This is a genomic window from Magnetococcales bacterium (assembly GCA_015231925.1).
Lineage (GTDB): Bacteria > Pseudomonadota > Magnetococcia > Magnetococcales > JADGAQ01 > JADGAQ01.
This window is the reverse complement of the sequence record JADGAQ010000086.1, coordinates 1-17,490: the sequence shown is the minus strand read 5'-3', so window position 1 is coordinate 17,490 and position 17,490 is coordinate 1. Positions and strand designations below refer to the sequence as shown.

The following is a 17,490-nucleotide window of genomic DNA, read 5'->3' as shown; positions in this document are numbered from 1 at the left end:
CTGCACCGAACGGCGGTTCTGGCAACGGTAGAACTGGCAAAAACGGACCGGGGGATTATAAGTAACCCCGATCCGCCGCCGGTTGGGGCGGATTTCATGATGCGGGAGGCGGGATGGCTGCCACCCCTCCCACTTGCTGCCGCATTCCCGTAGCGGATTGAAGGCAGGACCCGTCTCCATGTCACTGGATCGCATTCGCAATTTTTCCATCATAGCCCACATCGATCACGGCAAAAGCACGCTGGCCGACCGATTGATCGAATTGACGGGAGCCCTCTCCGCCCGGGAGATGACCGAACAGGTCCTGGACAGCATGGAGCTGGAACGGGAACGGGGCATCACCATCAAGGCCCAGGCGGTGCGCCTGCGCTACCTGGCCAAGGATGGGCATACCTACATCCTGAATCTGATCGATACGCCGGGACACGTGGACTTCTCCTACGAGGTCTCCCGCTCGCTGGCGGCCTGCGAGGGCGTGCTGCTGGTGGTGGACGCGGTGCAGGGGGTGGAGGCCCAGACCCTGGCCAACGTCTATCTGGCCATCGAACACGATCTGGAGATCATTCCCGTCCTCAACAAGATCGATCTGCCCGCCGCCGATACGGAGCGGGTCATCCAGCAGATTGAAGAGGTCATCGGCATCGACGCCAAACAGGCCATCCTGGTCTCCGCCAAGACCGGCCTGGGGGTGCCCGATGTGCTGGAAGCCATCGTGCAGCGCATTCCGCCGCCGAAGGGGGATCGCAACGCCTCCCTGAAAGCCCTGGTGGTCGACTCCTGGTACGACAACTATCTGGGTGTGGTCTCCCTGGTGCGGGTCTTCGAAGGGGTGATGGAGACCGGGCAGAAGATCCGCCTGATGAGCCTGCAACGCGATTTTCAGGTGGACCGCCTGGCGGTGCTGACCCCCAAACTGACCGACTGTCGCCAGTTGGGACCGGGTGAGGTGGGTTGCCTCATGTCGGGCATCAAGGAGGTGGTGGACGCCAAGGTGGGCGATACGGTCACCTCGGCCATCAATCCCACGGCGGAGCGGTTTCCCGGCTTCAAGGAGATCAAGCCCATGGTCTTCGCCGGACTCTATCCCGTCAACTCCGGCGACTACGAAAACCTCAAGGACGCCCTGCAGAAGCTCTCCCTCAACGACTCCGCCTTCACCTGGGAGGTGGAAACCTCGCCGGCCCTGGGTTTCGGCTTTCGCTGCGGCTTTCTGGGGCTTCTGCACATGGAGATCGTGCAGGAGCGGCTGGACCGGGAGTTCAACCTCGATCTGGTCACCACGGCCCCCACGGTGGTCTATCAGGTGATTCTGACCGACGGGGAGGTGCTGGAGATCCACAACCCCTCCGATCTGCCCCCCATGAACCGGCAGATTCGCATCGAGGAGCCGATCCTGCTGACCTCGATCTTCGTGCCGGGCGAGTACCTCGGGGCGGTCATGCAGCTCTGCGCCGAACGGCGCGGGGTGCAGCGCAAGGTGGAGTATCTCTCGGGCAATCGCACTCAGGTGCAGTACGAACTGCCCCTGAACGAAGTGGTTCTCGACTTCTTCGATCGTCTGAAGTCCCTCTCCCGGGGCTACGCCTCCCTGGACTACGAGTTTCTGGAGTACCGTCCTGCGGATCTGGTCAAGCTCGATATCCTGATCAACGGGGAACCGGTGGATGCCCTGTCCTGCATCGTGCCTCGGGAAAAGAGCGCCGCGAGGGGGAGGGATCTGGCCAAACGCCTGAGGGAGATCGTGCATCGCCAGATGTTCGAGGTGGCCATTCAAGCGGCCATCGGAGCCAAGATCATCGCCAGGGAGACGGTAGCGGCCCTGCGCAAAAACGTGACCGCCAAATGCTACGGCGGCGACATCACCCGCAAGCGCAAGCTTCTGGAACGGCAAAAGGAGGGTAAGAAACGCATGAAGCAGATCGGGCGCGTGGAAATTCCCCAGGAGGCCTTCCTCGCGGTTTTGAAGACGGATTGAGCCCATGATCGTCCTGTTGGGAAAACGGCATATTCGTCACGGCCTGCTGTTTCTGTTCGTGGGCCTGTTCATGTACGGCAGCTACCAGATTCCGGGCGAGATGGCCGTTGCGGATCAGGAGACCTGGGTCTGGGGCCCGACGGCGGGCCTGGTCCTCTTCTGCATCGGGCTGGTGTTGTTGTGGGGAGGGGAGTCCTTCTTCCGGCAACGCGGCTTTCTGCTGGACTATTACGAGGCCATCGTGGTGGCCGTCGGCTTGGCACTGGCCATTCGCGCGCTGGTCATCGAACCCTTCAAGATCCCGTCCGGCTCCATGATTCCCACGCTGCTGGTGGGCGACTACCTCTTCGTGAACAAACTGGCCTATGGCCACCGGGTGCCCTTCACCCGCTACCGGGCCTTCATGAGCGAGGGGCCGAAGCGGGGGGATATCGTGGTCTTCGAATATCCCCGCGATCCCGGCAAGGACTATATCAAGCGGGTGGTCGGTCTGCCGGGGGATCATCTGGTTTACGAGAACAACCGGCTCTATGTGAACGGCGAGTTGGCGCAGTACCAGGATCAGGGTCTCTACCAGTACCGCAACGAGCGGGGCATGGAGATCGGGGCCCGGCTGCTGCGGGAGAAGACGGGCGACAAAAGCCACGCTATCCTGGTGCAACCCCTCTCCTTCAGCAGTCAGCGACACGAGGAGCATGTGCCGCCGGGCAACTACTTCGTCATGGGGGACAATCGCGACAACTCCAACGACAGTCGCTACTGGGGCTTTGTCCCTGAACATCGCCTGGTGGGCAAAGCGGTGATGTTGTTCCTCTCCTGGGACAGTCAGGAGGATTGGATGAATCGCCTGCGCTGGCGTCGAATCGGGCAATGGCTGGAATGAGACCCCCGCCGGGCAATACCTCCGAAAGACAGTGGCGTACTCTGCTGGTGATCACCGGGGTTTGCCTCGGCGGTCTGAGTGTCGGGCTGGTGGTGCCGACGCTGTATGAATACAACCTGTTGCGGGATCTGGCCAAACGCATGGTGAAGGACTTCGCCACCTCCTCCGTTGCGGAGGTGCGGGAGGCGATTCACATCGAGTGCGTCCGCTTCAATCTGGTGCCGTTGGAAGGCGCCATCCAGGTTGTGCCCCGTTCTCCGGGGAAGGGGTTCCAGGTTGTCGTCGACTACCCGATCACCTACTTCGAACGATGGAAAACCTTTCATCTGACCTTTCGGACAGAATCCTGATGCTTGAAGAAGAACATGAAGAGTGGCGGGAAAGCGTCGCCATCTGGAGTCGGGAGGCGTTGGGCTACTCCTTTATCCAGCCGATGTTGCTGGAGGAGGCCTTGACCCATCGCTCGCATCCGGGCGAAAAAGGTCTCTACAACGAACGGCTGGAATTTCTGGGGGATGCGGTTCTGGAGTTGCTGATTTCGCGGGTGCTGTTTTTTCACTTTCCCCAGGCGCGGGAGGGCGAGCTTTCGGCGCGTCGGGCCGATCTGGTGAATACGCGGATCCTGAGCCAATGCGGTCAGGAGCTGGGTTTGGGGGCCATTCTGCGCATGGGGCAGGGTGAGGTCCGGAGCGGAGGGCGGGAGAAGTCCTCTCTGCTGGCCAACGGGGTGGAAGCCCTGCTGGGCGCGGTCTATCTGGACGGCGGACTGCGGGAGGCGGAAGGGGTGGTGCATCGCATTCTCGGCTGGGCCATCGACAATCTGGAGGGGACGGTTCTGCCCAAGGATTTCAAGTCCAATCTTCAGGAGAGGCTGCAGGGCGCCGGCAAACCCTTGCCGGTCTACCAGGTGGTTTCCACGGCGGGAGATCCCCATTCACGGGAGTTCCTGGTGGAGTGTCGGGTCGAGGGTGAGGCCCCGAAACACGGCAAGGGGCGTTCCAAACGCGCCGCCGAGCAGGAGTCCGCCCGGGAGATGCTCGCGGCGTTGGATCAGGCCCTGACAGACAAGGATTCTTGATGGAACCATTCCGTTCCGGCTTCATCGCCATCGTGGGACGTCCCAACAAGGGCAAGTCCACACTTCTCAACCGCATTCTGGCTCGCAAGGTGGCCATTGTCACCCCCAAGCCGCAGACCACGCGCACGCGCATCATGGGGGTCTGCCATCGCCCCTCCTGTCAGATGGTCTTCGTGGATACGCCGGGGTTGCACGAGCCGAAACGCTCCCTGTTGCGGGAGGGCATGGTGCGCACTGCGCGGGACGCCTGCCGCGACGTGGAGGTGGTCTGCTACGTGGTGGATGTCCCGGAAGGCTGGCAGCCGGAGGATGAGTCCCTGCTGGCGCAACTGCCCCTGGGGGAGGCGGCCCGTTTTCTGATCCTCAACAAGGTCGATCGGGTGGCCCGTCCCTCGTTGCTGCCGTTGCTGGCCCATATCGCCGAATCGAACCACTCCTGGGACGAGGTGATTCCCCTGTCGGCCCAGAACGGCGAAAACCTGGATCGGCTGCTGCAGGAGATCGAACGCCGCCTGCCGGAAGGGCCGCCCTATTTTCCGCCGGAGATGGTCACGGACCAGCCGGACCATTTTCTGGTGGCGGAGCTGGTGCGGGAGAAGCTATTCCTCCACCTGCAGCAGGAGGTTCCCTTCGGGCTGGCGGTGGAGGTCGAACAGGCCCAGCGCAAGAAGGGGCTTTGGCACTACCATGTCAACATCCTGGTGGAGCGGGAGTCCCAGAAGGGCATGGTCATCGGCAAGGATGGCGCCATGTTGCGGGAAGTGGGGGAGTCGGCGCGCCGGGAGCTGGAGCGGCTTTTGAAACATCGCCTTCATTTGCGGCTGTGGGTGCGGGAGGCCAAGGGCTGGCAGGACGATCCGGCCCGGTTGCGCAGTCTGGGTTATCCCGACGGGAGCGCCGTGGATGGTTGAGTCGGACCGGGGGGTGGTGCTGAGGCGCATTCCCCACGGGGAGACCTCGCTGCTGATCACCTTTCTGGGTAGCCATTCGGGACGTCTGAACTGTTTGGCGCGCGGGGTGCGGCGTGGCGGGCGCGGCGGGCGGGCCGCTCTGGCGGGGCTGCACACCCTCTCCTTCGGCTATCAGCGGCGGGATGCCCTGGCCTTGGCCACCTTGCGGGAGGTGGAAGTGGTGCGGTCGCGGTCGTTCGTGACGGCGTTCCGGCCCGGAGGTCATCTCGCGGCCATGCTGCTGTGCGAAGCGGGTTATCGCCACGCCCTGCCGGGCGGGGAGCAGGAAGGGTTGTTTCTCTGGCTCGAAGAGGGGCTCGACCATCTCGACCGGGGGGAGGAGCCGCTCTGGGTTCTGGGTCTGGCCTGGGGGCGGTTGGCGCGATTGCTGGGATTCGGTTGGGCGTTGCACCTCTGCCACGACTGTGGGGGCGAGGAGGATTTGCAGCATTTTTCCCTGCATCGAGGCAAGGCCTACTGCCGCGCCTGCGCCGCCCGGCCCGAAAACCGGGCTGTCGCGGTGGGGGAGAGGCTGTTGCGGACCATGCGACACTTGCCGTCCGCCGGGGTTTCCTCCGGGTTGAGCGGTGAGGAAAAGGAGCTGTTCTACCGGTTGGGAACGGCTTATCTGGCCTTCCACGGAGAACACACCTTGCGGTGGGACCGTGAATTTCGTCAGGTTATGGGTATCCCGCCACCGTCGGTGATGTCGCGGCGAGGGCCGGACGGATTGTCGGCAAACCGGGTTTGGCATGAAGAGAGGGTGCGATGATCGACAAAGAGTTGCTGTCCCTGTTGGTATGTCCGGTGTGCAAGGGGCCTCTGGATTTTCGCAAGCCGGAAGAGGAGCTGGTCTGCCATAACGACGCTCTGGCCTTCCCCGTTCGGGACGGCATTCCGGTGATGTTGACGGACGAAGCGCGTCATCTGGAGGAGTCGAAGTAAACGGCGTGGGTGAGGGAGGCTTTTCCCGGGCATACGGTGGCTACGGTCGTGATACTTCCCCTCCCGAACGCCCGAATATCGGAACCGATGTTGCGACTTTATCCTTGACTGGCGTGGCGAATCGTCGTTTGATCGAAAATGTTAATTTGAATTCACCTTTTCCGGAGGGTGCTTTTCACTTGTCCGCATTGCGTCTGAAACTGGCACGGCATGTCTCCCCTGGAGGCATGCCGTTTTTTGTCCGCGAGGGATCAGGTTTGACCTGATTGCTGCCGTCGCGGGATGACTTGAACGGGTCTGACCAGAGCCGTTCAGGATCCCATTACCAAACCTGTCCCGGTCCACAGCCGGCGATGCAGGTGGAGGAAGGAAACGATGGAAACCGTTTTATGGCTGAAGTTGTTGTTGATTTTGGTTCTCATCATGGGGAACGCCTACTTCGTGGGCGCGGAAGTGGCCATCACGGGAGCCCGGCGCAGCAAGATCAAGCAGCTTGCGGATCTGGGCAACAAGGCGGCCATGCGGGTGCAAGAGCTGCACATGGAGCCGGAGCGCTTCTATTCGGTGACCCAGATCGGTATCACCCTGGTCTCCCTGGCTCTTGGCGCTATCGGCATGGACACCCTGGTTGAGGTTATGGGGCCCGGCATCACGGCGCTCTTTTCCTTTTTCGGGGGTTCGGCCTCCGTGGCGCACACTGTCGCTTACCTTATTGCCTTTGCCATCATCTCCTTCCTGCACGTGGTGGGGGGTGAACTGGCCCCCAAGATTCTGGCATTCCACAAGGCGGAAACCCTGGCCATGGCGGTCTCCTGGTCGGTCAACGCCCAGTATCTGGTCTACAAACCGGTCATCTGGGCCATGAACCACGCTTCCAATTTCCTGCTGTGGACCTGGGGTCAGAAAGAGCTGATCGGTCAGCACGGGGAACACTTCTCCATGACGGAAGAGGAGATCCGCACCATCATCTCCGCCAGCGAGGGCGCGGGGGTTCTGCACGCCAGCGAAGCCAAGATGATCACCGGAGTGATCGATCTGGAAGAGCATACCGTGCGCGAGGCCATGGTGCCGAGAACCGACATTCTGGCGCTGCCCCACCTGGCCACGTTGCGGGATGCCCTCAGCATCTTCAAGAACGAACCCCACGCCCGTTTTCCGGTTTTCGAGGAGAACCTGGACAAGATCGTGGGTGTGGTGGCCATGAAGGAGTTGTTGACCCAACTGGCGGAATCTTCCGACCCCGCCGAAGAGGCCAGCCGTCCCGTCAGCGAGTTCATGCACCCGCCCTACATTGTGCCCAACTCCAAGTCGTTGATCTCCCTTTTGACCGATTTCAAGGTCTCACGCCAGCAGATGGCCGTGGTGGTGGACGAGTACGGCGGTACCGAGGGCATCATCACCCTGGAAGACATTCTGGAAGAGATCGTGGGTGAATACGCCGACGAATTCACCCCTCAGCACCGCCGCATCAAGAAGACCGATACCGACCAGTTCGTCATCGATGCCTCCATGCGAGTGACCGATCTGGAGACCATCGTCAACTGTCCCTTCCCGCAGGACGGGGATTACATCACCCTGGCCGGTCTGGTTTACAAGCACCTGGGTCGCATTCCCAATACGGGCGACGCGGTGGAGGTGTCGGGTGGGCGACTGGAGGTGATGGAGATGGAACATCATCGCATCACCAAGATCCGCTTCACCCACAAGAAGGGCAAAGAGTCGGAAAATGGATCTGGAGCAGCGGATTCTCACGGCGGTCACTGAGCCGTAGCAGGTTGATCAATCGGGGGAAAGGAGGTTCCTTTCCCCCGATTTTCGTTTTGAGTTCGGACCTGTTTGAAATCTTTTGACTTTCAATATGTTATATTTTAAGTACCAAAAAAGAAAATATTCTATCTTTTGACTTTTTCTTTCTAAATATATAACAAACAAAGTCAAAAACAATAGAACATTTCCCGTAACTATTCAGACCCCTGCCCAGAGCGGCATGATCGTGTCAACGGCAAAGGAAAAGTCCCAGGGCGCTGCCCTGGACCCGTCGGGGGGGATAATCCCCCCCGAACCCCCGTATGTCTGAACAGATACCATTTCCCTTTTTCTTTTTAAATGATTAAATTTTGGAAATCAATAGATTATAAGTATATTCCTGGTGGGATTGGTGAGGAGTCTGGTGATGTCAACGGCAGAGAGTTACGACGCCATTCCCTACGACAGCTTCGCGGTCGCCGAAACCCACCCGGACCATCTGGCGGTCATGGGTCGTCTCCACGGTGTGTCCACCGCCTCACCGCATCAGGCCTCCGTTCTGGAGCTGGGCTGCGGCAACGGGGCCAATCTCATTGCCATGGCTTTTCATCTTCCGGGCAGCCGCTTTGTGGGCATCGACCTTTCGTCCGTGCAGATTGCCGAGGGCAGGGCGTGGATTCAAGCGGCGGGGTTGGAAAATTGCGAGCTGCGTTGCGCCGATCTGACCGATATCGCCGGGGATGCGGGCTCCTTCGACTACATCGTGGCCCACGGCCTCTACTCCTGGGTGCCGGAGCCGGTTCGCCAGGCGATTTTGCGGCTTTGCGCCCGTTGCCTGAAACCGGGGGGCGTGGTCTCCATCAGCTACAACACCTTGCCGGGTTGGCGCTTCAAGGGAGTGTTGCGGGACTATCTGCGGGTGGAGTGCGCCGATATCGCCGATCCGAAGCGGCGTGTGCAAGTGGCCCGCAAGGCCTTGTCGCAACTGGCGGCGCAGCTCGGCAACTCCGTCGGCCCGGTGGCGCGACTGATGCGTCAGGAAGCGGAAGGGCTGCTGGGGCGACCGGACTGTTATCTCTTTCACGAATACCTGGAAGCGTTCAACGAGCCCTTGCTGTTCGAAACCTTCGTCGGTCAGGCCCGGAGTGCGGGATTGGCCTATATGTGCGACGGCGATTTTGGTGTTTCCGTCCCCGATGCACGGGAGATGGCCTGGCTCGACGAGATCGGCGATAGGGTGGCGCGAGGGCAGCGGGAGGATTTTCTCACCTTGCGCAGTTTTCGGCAGACGTTGCTGTGTCGGGCGGATGAGGCGCGGCGAGATGAGCCGATGCTGGAGCGTTTGGAGGAGCTGAGCTTTTTCGCCCGGTTGGAGCCGGTAGCGCCGGTTGATTTGCTGCGGGGTCGGGAGCAGGCGTTTCAGCGGCCCGGAGGGGAGCGCATCGGGGTGGTGCAACCATCGGTGCGGGCGGCCTTGGTGAAGCTGGCGGAGGTTTTCCCGGACGGGTTGGGTTTTCACGCCTTGCGGGAGGAGGCTTTCCGGCGCTTGGGGACGCTTTCGGGTGGGGATGTCCTGCGGATGGAGGCCCACTTTTTCGGGGAGTTGGCGGCGCTGGTGTTGCGGGGAGGGGTGGGGGTGACTTTACGGGAGGTGGTTGTGCCCGAAAAGCCGCTGCAGGCTTCGGCGTTGGTTTTGTCCAGGCTGCGCCAGGGGGTGACGCATGTGGCGACGCCGCGTCATCAGGATCTGCCGTTGGATGCGTTCCAGAGGGCGCTGTTGCCGCTGCTTGATGGCAGTCGTTCGCGGGAGTCGCTGCTTTCCGACATGGTGGCCTGGGTGAGGGAGGATGTTTCGCGACTGGACGGGCGAGCGGGCTCCTGGCCGGAGGCGCGGTTGATGAAGGCGGTGGGGGAAAAGCTGCGGATTGGGCTGAATGTGCTGTTGCGCCACGGGTTGATTCGGGAATAAATACTATTAATATGTTATCTTTTGAGTATCCAAAAAAGAAAATGTTCTGTCTTTTGACTTTCCTGTCAACGGAAACAGACAAAGTCAAAGGACAGAACATTTTCTTTTTTTGATACAAAAAGATAACATCTTGAAAAGAAAGTGGAACTACCCCGGTAGAGCGTTGAGGAAATCCAGCAGCGGTTCCGTGGCCAGGATACACGGTCGCATTTTGCCGCCCGTCAAGGTGACGATGGCGCAGGAGTGGGTCTTGCCGCTGAAGACTATATGGTGGTTCTTGATCCCCATGATATCCTGCCAGTAGGTTTTGTCCTCGCTGAGGGGAAAATGGGAGACAAAAAAGGGCAGCTCCTGACTGATGCACATCTCTTTGCGAAAACTTTTTACTTCATTTTTTGTATAACCCACCGGATTGTTTGGCCGGATGACCCGACCCCATGTCAACTCATGCATCAGCGTCGGATGGTTGACGATATCCACGATCTCTTCGAAAGGGGTGCGGGAGAGGGGTGGGGCGGCGTGACTGGCGATAAAATATCGTGACTGAATGACGTAAGGAAGCTTCTGATAAAATCGTTCCAGCAGATCGCGATAAGCCTGCCCCCGCTCCGCCACCACATGCCGCTCCCAGAGAAAACCCTGGGGCATGCCACCCTTGTGCAGTTCCGGGGAGAAGGAGTCGTGGTTGCCGCGTAAATAAAAGACATTGCGGGGAAACTGGATCTTGAGTCGGGCGATCAGATCGGTCATCAGCAGCGACGGCCCCATCTCCGACAAACGCATTTCGCTTTCGAAATGGATGGCGTCGCCCAGAATGACCAGTGCGGCGGTATTGTTCTTCAGATCCCGCAACAGGGTGCCCTGACTGAGAACCTTCAGGAGGTTGTCGAGCTGGGCATGCAGATCCCCCACCAGAACGGGAGTGAGATGGTCAGGCAGCAGCAGCAGCCCTCCCGGCTGACTGGCGCTGTTGGGGGGGCGGTAAGCCTCCTGCTCCAGCAGGTGAACGGCCTTTTCCAGGGTGTCGAAGGCCTCCCGAGGGGGTAGAATCCCCAACGGGCCGCCGAAGATCCGGCGGACCTCAAGTAGATTGGCCAATTCGCGCCGGCGAAGGTACTCTACCGTGGTGGCTTCGTCGAGTGCGGCCACCGTGGTGCCGGTGTTGGTGAGATCCTGAATCAGAATGTGGTTGCGGTTGTTGGTCAGAACCAGATGCTGATTGGCCACATTCTCCGAATAGGAGAAGATCTCCTGCTGAAGGGCGCTGAAACGTCCCAGATGGACCGATTCGCCGGGGGCGACTTTGAGCTGTCCCCCCATTTGGGTGTAATGGTCCAGGGGGTCGACGATCAACAGGGTTCCGGTGGGAACGTTGGTACAGAGGCGCCGCTCCTGCAGGATGTGCAGCGCCTTGGGGGGCTGACCCAGGGCGATTTCCACCGGGAGATGTTTGTTCAGCAGGCGCAGTCCCTGATCATGCAGTTGGGACTCTTTGGCGGGATTGAAAAGCGGAGGCTTGCGCTCCGGGTTCCACAGGCGCTTCAGCTGGACCAGCCACCTTTTGGTGCGTCGGGATGGGGGGGGGGGAATCACCTGACCCGTTCCTTCCGGAGTTGCCGGATGTTGCGCTTCCGCATATTTCAGGGCAGCTTACAGGATTGGCGGAGAGGGGTCAAAGGCAAGGTCCGGATGGGGGGCATAAGGGAGGAAAGTCGTGAGCAACGTCTTGGTTACCGGCGGCGCCGGTTTTATCGGCAGTAATTTTATCCACTATTTATTGGGGGAATATCCCGAGGTCTCGGTGGTCAATCTGGATCGGTTGACCTATGCCGCTTCTCTGGAGAATCTCAAGGGTTTGGAGGAGAGTGGACGATACCGGCTGGTTCTGGGGGATGTGGCCGATCGGGTGGGGGTGGAGGCGCTCTTTGCCGCAGAGGGTTTCGACACGGTGGTCCACTTCGCGGCGGAAAGCCATGTGGACCGTTCGATCACCGATCCGGAGGCCTTCGTGCGCACCAACGTGGTGGGAACCTGGAATCTGCTGGAAGCGGCCCGCCGCCATTGGCGCACCGCGACCGGCTGGCGGGAGGGGGTGCGTTTCTGCCACGTCTCCACGGACGAGGTTTACGGTTCGTTGGGCAACGACGATCCCGCCTTCACCGAAGAGTCGCCCTACCGGCCCAACTCGCCCTATTCGGCCTCCAAGGCCTCTTCGGACCATTTCGTGCGCAGCTACTTTCACACCTTCGGCCTGCCGGTGGTGACGACCAACTGCTCCAATAATTTCGGACCCCGGCAGCATGCGGAGAAGCTGATTCCCACGGTGTTGCGCCACGGTCTGGCGGGCAAGCCCATTCCGGTTTACGGCAACGGGCGCAACGTGCGGGACTGGCTCTACGTTCTGGACCACTGCCGTGCCCTCGATCAGGTGATGCATCGGGGCCAGCCGGGCCGGGTCTACAACATCGGAGCCGACAACGAATGGGCCAACCTCGATCTGGTGGAACGCATCGGCCTGCTGCTGGACGAGGAACATCCCGAGGGGGCCCCGCATCGGCGGTTGATCACCTTCGTCACCGACCGTCCCGGCCATGACTGGCGGTACGCCGTCAACTCCTCCCGCCTGCGCGCCGAGTTGGGCTGGCGGCCTCGGGAGAGCTTCGACGAGGCGCTGCGGGCCACCATTCGCTGGTATATGGCCAAATGGGCGGACGCTTTGCCCGTTTCGGATTGAACCATGGTCCGCCACGCCCTCTATCAGCTTCTTCTGCATCTGCTGCTGTTGCTCGGATTGCCGTGGTGGTTGAGCCGCTACGTGGCCTCCGGTCGCTATGCCGGCACCTGGGGCATGCGCTTCGGTTGGCTGCCGGAAGCGGTGTGGCAGGCGGCGCGAAATCGGGAGGTCATCTGGGTGCATGCAGTCTCCGTGGGGGAGGCCATGGCGGCGCGCGCCCTGGTGGAAGGCCTGCGGCAGGCTTATCCCGAGGCCTGTCTGCTGATGACCACGGTGACACCGACGGGACAACGCATTGTGCGAGAGAAGATCACCGGGGTCGATGCGGCCTTTTTTTTGCCGCTGGACCTCTTCTGGGTGGTGGGACGGGTGGTGGACCGGCTGCATCCCCGACTGGTGGTGGTGATGGAGACGGAGTTCTGGCCGGGCCTCTACCACGCTTTGAAGCAGCGGGGCATTCCCCTGATGGTGGTCAACGGACGGCTGTCGGAGCGTTCCACGCGGGGCTATCGGCGGGTTCGCGGTTTCATGAAGGCGGTGTTGTCCGCCGTCACCCGTTTTGCGGTGCAAACGGATCGGGACCGGGAAGGGCTGCTCTCCCTGGGGGTGGAGCCGGACCGCATCACCGTGACGGGCAATATCAAATACGATCAGGCCATGAAACGACCCGACGCGGCGGAGATGGCCGGTTTGACGGAGCGCCTGGGGCCGCGCCCGCCAGGGTTGATCTGGATGGCGGCCAGCACCCATCCCGGCGAGGAGGCGTCGGTGGCGCGGGTTTACCTGCGTCTGCGACGGGAGTGGCCCGCGTTGCGTCTGATCCTGGCTCCGCGTCATCCGGAACGGGTGGGAGAGGTGGAGGCGCTGTTCTCGGCCCTCGGTGTGGAGGGGGTGCAGCGCCTGTCCATGGCGACGGGAGGCTGGGAGGGTCCGGTGTTGCTGGTGGATCAGGTGGGTTGGCTGACCCGGCTTTACAGTTGGGCCGACGGCGTTTTCGTGGGTGGCAGTCTGGTGAACAAGGGGGGGCAGAACATGTTGGAGCCGGCGGCCTGGTCCATTGCGCCGCTGTTCGGCCCTCACACCGGTAACTTCCGCGAAGTGGTGGAAGCCCTGCTGCGCGGAGAGGGCGGCTTCCGGGTGGCGGACGAGGAGGCGTTGTGGCGCATGAGTCGGGAGTTGCTGGCGGACGAACCCCGCAGACAACGGGACGGCGCGGCGGCGCGACGGGTGGTGGAAGCCAATCAGGGGGCTTTGCAGCGTACCCTGGATTGCCTGCGTCGGAGTCTGGAGCGACCATGAGCCTGCGAGAGACGATCCTGCCCCGGCTGGACGGCAGCCGGGAGTGGCCTCGGGGTCCGGCAGGGTGGCTTTGGCAGATGCTGCGTGGTCTTGCCGCACCCTACGGCGGCACCATGCGGCTGCGGGCCGAAGCTTACCGGCGCGGTTTGTTATCCGCCTGGCAGGCCCCGTGTCCGGTGGTTTCCGTGGGCAATCTGACCACGGGGGGCACCGGCAAAACGCCGCTGACCCTGTGGATGGCCAGCCATCTTCAGGAGGTGGGTTACCGGGTGGCGGTGGTCAGTCGGGGGTACGGACAGACCAGTCGGGAGGCGGTGACTCTGGTTGCCGATGGGGAGCAGGTGTTGGAGAGGCCCCCCCGGGCGGCGGATGAAGCGGTGCTGTTGGCGCGCCGCCTGCCGGGGGTGGTGGTGGCCACCGGGCCGGAGCGACGCGCGGTGATCGAGGCGCTCTGGCGGCGTTTCGCTCCGGACGTGGTGATTCTGGACGACGCTTTTCAACATTTGCGGGTGCGTCGTGATCTGGATGTGGTTTTGTTGGATGGCCGCCGACCCTTCGGCAACGGCAGACTTCTGCCGGCAGGCCTGTTGCGGGAGCCTCCCACGGCCTTGTCACGCGCCTCTCTGGTTTGTCTGACCCGTCTGGCGGAGGGGGTGGAGGTCACTTCCTGGAAGGAGAAGCTGCTCCAGCTGGGCTATGCGGGCGAGGTGGTGGCCACGGCGCATCGGCCCGCCGGCTGGCAGCCGTTGCAAGGGGGGGCGTGCTGGCCGTTGGAGGCCCTGCGGGGCCGGCGTGTGATGGGCTTTGCCGGACTGGCCGATCCCACCTCCTTTCGGGAGTCTCTGCCCGCTTTGGGGCTTGACGTGGCCGGATTCCAGGCTTTTGCGGATCACCATTTCTGGGGCGATGCGGAGTTGAGGCAACTGCGGGAACGGGCGCACTCCCTGGGAGCCGCGTATCTGGTTTGTACCGAAAAGGATCTGGTCAAACTCCCTGCCGATGGCTGGGAGATCCCCGTGGTTGCCCTGCGCATCGATGTGGTTTTTACCTCGGAAGCGCGTCCCCTGATCGACGCTTTGCGACGCACCGTCGGCTGATGTTTATAGGAGGGTCCGGTGGGATAATCGCCCAACCTCCGTATGTTGTATCGTCTGACTATCCCGCAACCAACTTCCGCAACGCTGCCGTCACCTCCGCCACCACTCCGGCCCAATCGTCCGGCTCCTTCTGCCGAAACAAACGCAACACCTCCGGATACCAGGGTGAGTCGGCACGACCCCGCATCCAGCGGAAATCACACGACCAGGCCGGCAGCATCACCCAACACCGTTTGCCCAAGGCTCCGCTCAGGTGAACCACCGCCGTATCCACCGAGATTACCAGATCCAGTTGGGCCACAACCTCCGCCGTATCGGCAAAATCAGTCAAGCGCTCCCCCATCGCAACAAGAGGATGCTCAAACGCGGCAATCTCCTCCTCTCCCGCTCCTTTTTGCAGACTGACGAAAGTCACTCCGGTTACGGACCAAAGAGGCGTCAGAGTGGAAAGCCCCGGCAGGGAACGGCTGGCATCGTTGAGATGGTTCGCATTGCCCTTCCAAACCACGCCCACCCGGAACCGACCTTCCGGGAGAAACGACGGACCGCCCGGAGGCCGCAGATAGGGTAGCGTCGCGGGAATGGCTTCCAGGGTAGAGCCCAGTAAGCCGGGAAGATCCCCGCTGAATACCCAGTAGTCGTGGACAGGCAACGGCTTCCCGTCGTCAATCACCAACCGGTCCGTTCCGGCCAGGGACTGGAAAAGCCGCTGCAGACAGGCCGGACAGGCCAGAGTGAGTTGCGTTACGCCGCGTCGTTTGAGCAGCGGCGCATACCGGCAGAGCTGAATCTGATCTCCGAACCCCTGTTCCGGCACCATCAACAGCGATTTGCCCGACAGGGACTCCCCTTGCCATCGGGCAAAAGGGGCCTGGAAATCGATGTGGGTTTTGTGGCGGAGATCGGGATGGCGGCGGGCTTCATAGAGGGGCCAGCCTTCGGTGAAACGTCCCTCGGCCAGCCGCAGCAGCCCGAGGTTCAGGAGGCTTTCCGGGTGGTCGGGGTCGAGGCTCAAGGCTTGGCTGAAACAGGCTTCGGCCTCATCGAAACGTTGGGCCTTGCGCAGGAAATTGCCCAGGTCGCAAAGCGAAACCACCGGATTTCCCGAACAGAGCAATGCCTGCCGAAGAGCGGCTTCAGCCTCTGCATAGCGTTTCACCGCACTCAGCAGGTTGCCCAGATGGGTATGAATGGCGGCGTTGTCCCCCTGCAGCGCCAGTGCCTGCCGATACAGGGCTTCGGCCTCCGGAAACCGCCTGGCCTGCTGCAACAGAAGCCCGAGATGAAGCCGGGCCTCGATGTGATCGGGAGAGTGTTCCAACACCTGCCGAAAGGAGGCCTCGGCTTCCCCGGAACGATTGGCGCTTTGCAGCAGGATGCCCAGGTTGAGGAGAAAATCCGGAGAGCCGGGTTGCAGGGTCAAGGCTTGCCGGTAGGCGGCTTCGGCTTCGGCAAGCCGCCCGCTCTCCCGCATCAGATTGCCCAGGTTGAACCAGGAGTGGGCATTGGCCCCATCGGCCACCAGAGCCTGCCGGTAGGCCTGGAAGGCTTCATCGTAGCGTTTTTGCCCCTTCAGAAGGATGGCGAGATTGTTGGCAGCCTCGGCGTAATCGGGTTTGAAGCGCAGTGCCTGCCTCCAGAAGAACTCCGCTTCGGCCACTTGACCGGCTTGAAAGTGACACGCCCCCGCCAGATTCAGCAGGGCGACATCGCGTATGCCCTGGATCAGCGCCTGCCTGGCGTACTCCAGTGCCTGGGGCAGGTCGCCGAGGGCATAACTCGCGAAGGCCTGTTCAGCCAGAAGGAGCGGGTTCGTTACCATGGGATATCACGTATGACAGGGTGACATCGACCGCTTGGTCCAGTCTGAATAAGATATCCTCCGCTTGGTCAGGCGGGGCTCCTTTGAGCCGGTCTTATTCACGGAGCGACGGATTAGGAGGTGGGTACACCACGTAACCTGTTGTATAATGATCTGATTTGCTGACAATTTGATTGCAACGGGAAGGTGGTATGCCATAGGTGAAAAGATAGCTATTTCCTCGCCGACATTCAATAGATCGGTTCGGATCCCCCCTGGCGGATTGGGGCAAGGGAATCACCCCCTGGCGGGCATCATGCCGGGGCATCGGGCTGGGTAATGGGCAAGGCTACTTGGGCAGAACGGGTGCCGGTTGGACCGGAGACGGCAGGCGCATTTCCTGGGCGGGGGTGGAATGATAGGCAACCGGCTGGGGTGGTGGCTGGTTCATCTTCAACATGGCGAACATGGCACCAATGATCAATGCAGTCTGGGCGGCGAACATGCCCGCTGTCCACTTGATGGTTTCCACCTTGGCAATTTCGATATCTCGCTTTGTAGCCAGTTCCTGAAGGCGGGATTCTTCCACCTTCTGAAGAACTCCGGAAAGGGCCTTGGCCTGGGCTTCCGCCTGGCCGGGGGGCACCCCCGCTGTTTCCAGTTCCTTCACGAAGGCCAGGGTATCAAATGGGACTACAACGGTCATGTTCACTTCCTCCTGCCTCCCAGGATATCCCAGGACACCCGGAGATTTCCACTTGAATTCGAATCGGACCGGGGGAATCACCACCCGATGGAGACGGTTCCCCCCCTGGCGGATTGGGGCGAGGGAAGCACTCCTTGGCGGGGTGTCATGTCGGGGCCGATTGTCTACAAAAACCGGCAAATTTTTTCCAAGTGTCTACACTGCGTCTACACGAACCAAAAAGGGGTTGGACCTTGTGAGTCCAACCCCTTGATATTCTTGGTAGGCCGTGCAGGGATCGAACCTACGACCCGCTGATTAAGAGTCA

Annotated in this window: 15 protein-coding genes; 12 read left to right on the top strand and 3 right to left on the bottom strand. The window is 61.3% G+C overall.

Annotated elements, in window-relative coordinates:
• The first annotated feature begins 178 nt into the window (after window positions 1-178).
• The 9 genes from lepA (at window position 179) to HQL56_10810 (ending at window position 9,546) form a co-directional block, all read left to right on the top strand.
• A complete protein-coding gene (gene lepA / locus HQL56_10850) occupies window positions 179-1,975 on the top strand; it encodes an elongation factor 4 (protein ID MBF0310014.1) in 1,797 nt (598 codons plus the stop codon).
• Window positions 1,976-2,075: 100 nt separating this feature from the next.
• The gene (gene lepB, locus HQL56_10845; protein ID MBF0310013.1) at window positions 2,076-2,858 is read left to right on the top strand and encodes a signal peptidase I; all 783 of its coding nucleotides are present in this window, start codon (window positions 2,076-2,078) and stop codon (window positions 2,856-2,858) included.
• Window positions 2,846-3,208 carry a hypothetical protein gene (locus tag HQL56_10840; protein ID MBF0310012.1) on the top strand — a complete coding sequence of 121 codons (363 nt, stop codon included), beginning with the start codon at window positions 2,846-2,848 and terminating at the stop codon, window positions 3,206-3,208. Before lepB ends, HQL56_10840 begins: the two co-directional genes overlap by 13 nt.
• Entirely contained in the window at window positions 3,208-3,936 is a 729-nt protein-coding gene (gene rnc / locus HQL56_10835) for a ribonuclease III (protein ID MBF0310011.1), read from the top strand. Before HQL56_10840 ends, rnc begins: the two co-directional genes overlap by 1 nt.
• Window positions 3,933-4,847 carry a GTPase Era gene (gene era / locus HQL56_10830; GenBank protein ID MBF0310010.1) on the top strand — a complete coding sequence of 305 codons (915 nt, stop codon included), beginning with the start codon at window positions 3,933-3,935 and terminating at the stop codon, window positions 4,845-4,847. Before rnc ends, era begins: the two co-directional genes overlap by 4 nt.
• Window positions 4,840-5,658: a DNA repair protein RecO gene (recO, locus tag HQL56_10825; protein ID MBF0310009.1), complete on the top strand. Its 819-nt coding sequence runs from the start codon at window positions 4,840-4,842 to the stop codon at window positions 5,656-5,658. Before era ends, recO begins: the two co-directional genes overlap by 8 nt.
• The gene (locus HQL56_10820; GenBank protein MBF0310008.1) at window positions 5,658-5,831 is read left to right on the top strand and encodes a Trm112 family protein; all 174 of its coding nucleotides are present in this window, start codon (window positions 5,658-5,660) and stop codon (window positions 5,829-5,831) included. The genes recO and HQL56_10820 overlap by 1 nt, the downstream gene beginning before the upstream one ends.
• A gap of 375 nt (window positions 5,832-6,206) precedes the next feature.
• Complete coding sequence (locus HQL56_10815; protein ID MBF0310007.1) at window positions 6,207-7,595, top strand: HlyC/CorC family transporter; 1,389 nt, start codon at window positions 6,207-6,209, stop codon at window positions 7,593-7,595.
• Between the two features lie 409 nt (window positions 7,596-8,004).
• A complete protein-coding gene (locus tag HQL56_10810) occupies window positions 8,005-9,546 on the top strand; it encodes a methyltransferase domain-containing protein (protein ID MBF0310006.1) in 1,542 nt (513 codons plus the stop codon).
• A 147-nt stretch (window positions 9,547-9,693) separates the two neighbouring features.
• On the opposite strand, the gene HQL56_10805 is transcribed toward HQL56_10810, so the two are convergent.
• A complete protein-coding gene (locus HQL56_10805; protein MBF0310005.1) occupies window positions 9,694-11,139 on the bottom strand; it encodes a metallophosphoesterase in 1,446 nt (481 codons plus the stop codon).
• 121 nt (window positions 11,140-11,260) lie between these two features.
• Here HQL56_10805 and rfbB point away from each other — a divergent pair, with 121 nt between their 5' ends.
• Genes rfbB through lpxK form a run of 3 tightly spaced genes read left to right on the top strand, consistent with a single transcriptional unit; the run spans window position 11,261 to window position 14,676 of the window.
• Window positions 11,261-12,280, top strand: a complete 1,020-nt coding sequence (rfbB, locus tag HQL56_10800) for a dTDP-glucose 4,6-dehydratase (GenBank protein MBF0310004.1) — start codon at window positions 11,261-11,263, stop codon at window positions 12,278-12,280.
• A gap of 3 nt (window positions 12,281-12,283) precedes the next feature.
• Window positions 12,284-13,579 carry a 3-deoxy-D-manno-octulosonic acid transferase gene (locus HQL56_10795; protein ID MBF0310003.1) on the top strand — a complete coding sequence of 432 codons (1,296 nt, stop codon included), beginning with the start codon at window positions 12,284-12,286 and terminating at the stop codon, window positions 13,577-13,579.
• Window positions 13,576-14,676 carry a tetraacyldisaccharide 4'-kinase gene (gene lpxK, locus HQL56_10790; protein ID MBF0310002.1) on the top strand — a complete coding sequence of 367 codons (1,101 nt, stop codon included), beginning with the start codon at window positions 13,576-13,578 and terminating at the stop codon, window positions 14,674-14,676. The genes HQL56_10795 and lpxK overlap by 4 nt, the downstream gene beginning before the upstream one ends.
• 58 nt (window positions 14,677-14,734) lie before the next feature.
• Here lpxK and HQL56_10785 read toward each other — a convergent pair whose 3' ends face one another.
• Window positions 14,735-16,498, bottom strand: a complete 1,764-nt coding sequence (locus HQL56_10785) for a tetratricopeptide repeat protein (GenBank protein MBF0310001.1) — start codon at window positions 16,496-16,498, stop codon at window positions 14,735-14,737.
• Window positions 16,499-16,826: 328 nt separating this feature from the next.
• Window positions 16,827-17,183, bottom strand: coding sequence for a DUF1640 domain-containing protein (locus HQL56_10780; protein ID MBF0310000.1), 357 nt, complete (start codon window positions 17,181-17,183; stop codon window positions 16,827-16,829).
• Window positions 17,184-17,490: the final 307 nt, after the last annotated feature.

What these genes read in the sequence shown, in the direction of transcription:
- lepA (MBF0310014.1), top strand. Translation starts at nt 179, where the DNA reads ATGTCACTGGATCGCATTCGCAATTTTTCCATCATAGCCCACATCGAT.
- lepB (MBF0310013.1), top strand. Translation starts at nt 2,076, where the DNA reads ATGGCCGTTGCGGATCAGGAGACCTGGGTCTGGGGCCCGACGGCGGGC.
- HQL56_10840 (MBF0310012.1), top strand. Translation starts at nt 2,846, where the DNA reads ATGGCTGGAATGAGACCCCCGCCGGGCAATACCTCCGAAAGACAGTGG.
- rnc (MBF0310011.1), top strand. Translation starts at nt 3,208, where the DNA reads ATGCTTGAAGAAGAACATGAAGAGTGGCGGGAAAGCGTCGCCATCTGG.
- recO (MBF0310009.1), top strand. Translation starts at nt 4,840, where the DNA reads ATGGTTGAGTCGGACCGGGGGGTGGTGCTGAGGCGCATTCCCCACGGG.
- HQL56_10815 (MBF0310007.1), top strand. Translation starts at nt 6,207, where the DNA reads ATGGAAACCGTTTTATGGCTGAAGTTGTTGTTGATTTTGGTTCTCATC.
- HQL56_10810 (MBF0310006.1), top strand. Translation starts at nt 8,005, where the DNA reads ATGTCAACGGCAGAGAGTTACGACGCCATTCCCTACGACAGCTTCGCG.
- HQL56_10795 (MBF0310003.1), top strand. Translation starts at nt 12,284, where the DNA reads ATGGTCCGCCACGCCCTCTATCAGCTTCTTCTGCATCTGCTGCTGTTG.
- lpxK (MBF0310002.1), top strand. Translation starts at nt 13,576, where the DNA reads ATGAGCCTGCGAGAGACGATCCTGCCCCGGCTGGACGGCAGCCGGGAG.
- HQL56_10785 (MBF0310001.1), bottom strand. Translation starts at nt 16,498, where the DNA reads ATGGTAACGAACCCGCTCCTTCTGGCTGAACAGGCCTTCGCGAGTTAT.
- HQL56_10780 (MBF0310000.1), bottom strand. Translation starts at nt 17,183, where the DNA reads ATGACCGTTGTAGTCCCATTTGATACCCTGGCCTTCGTGAAGGAACTG.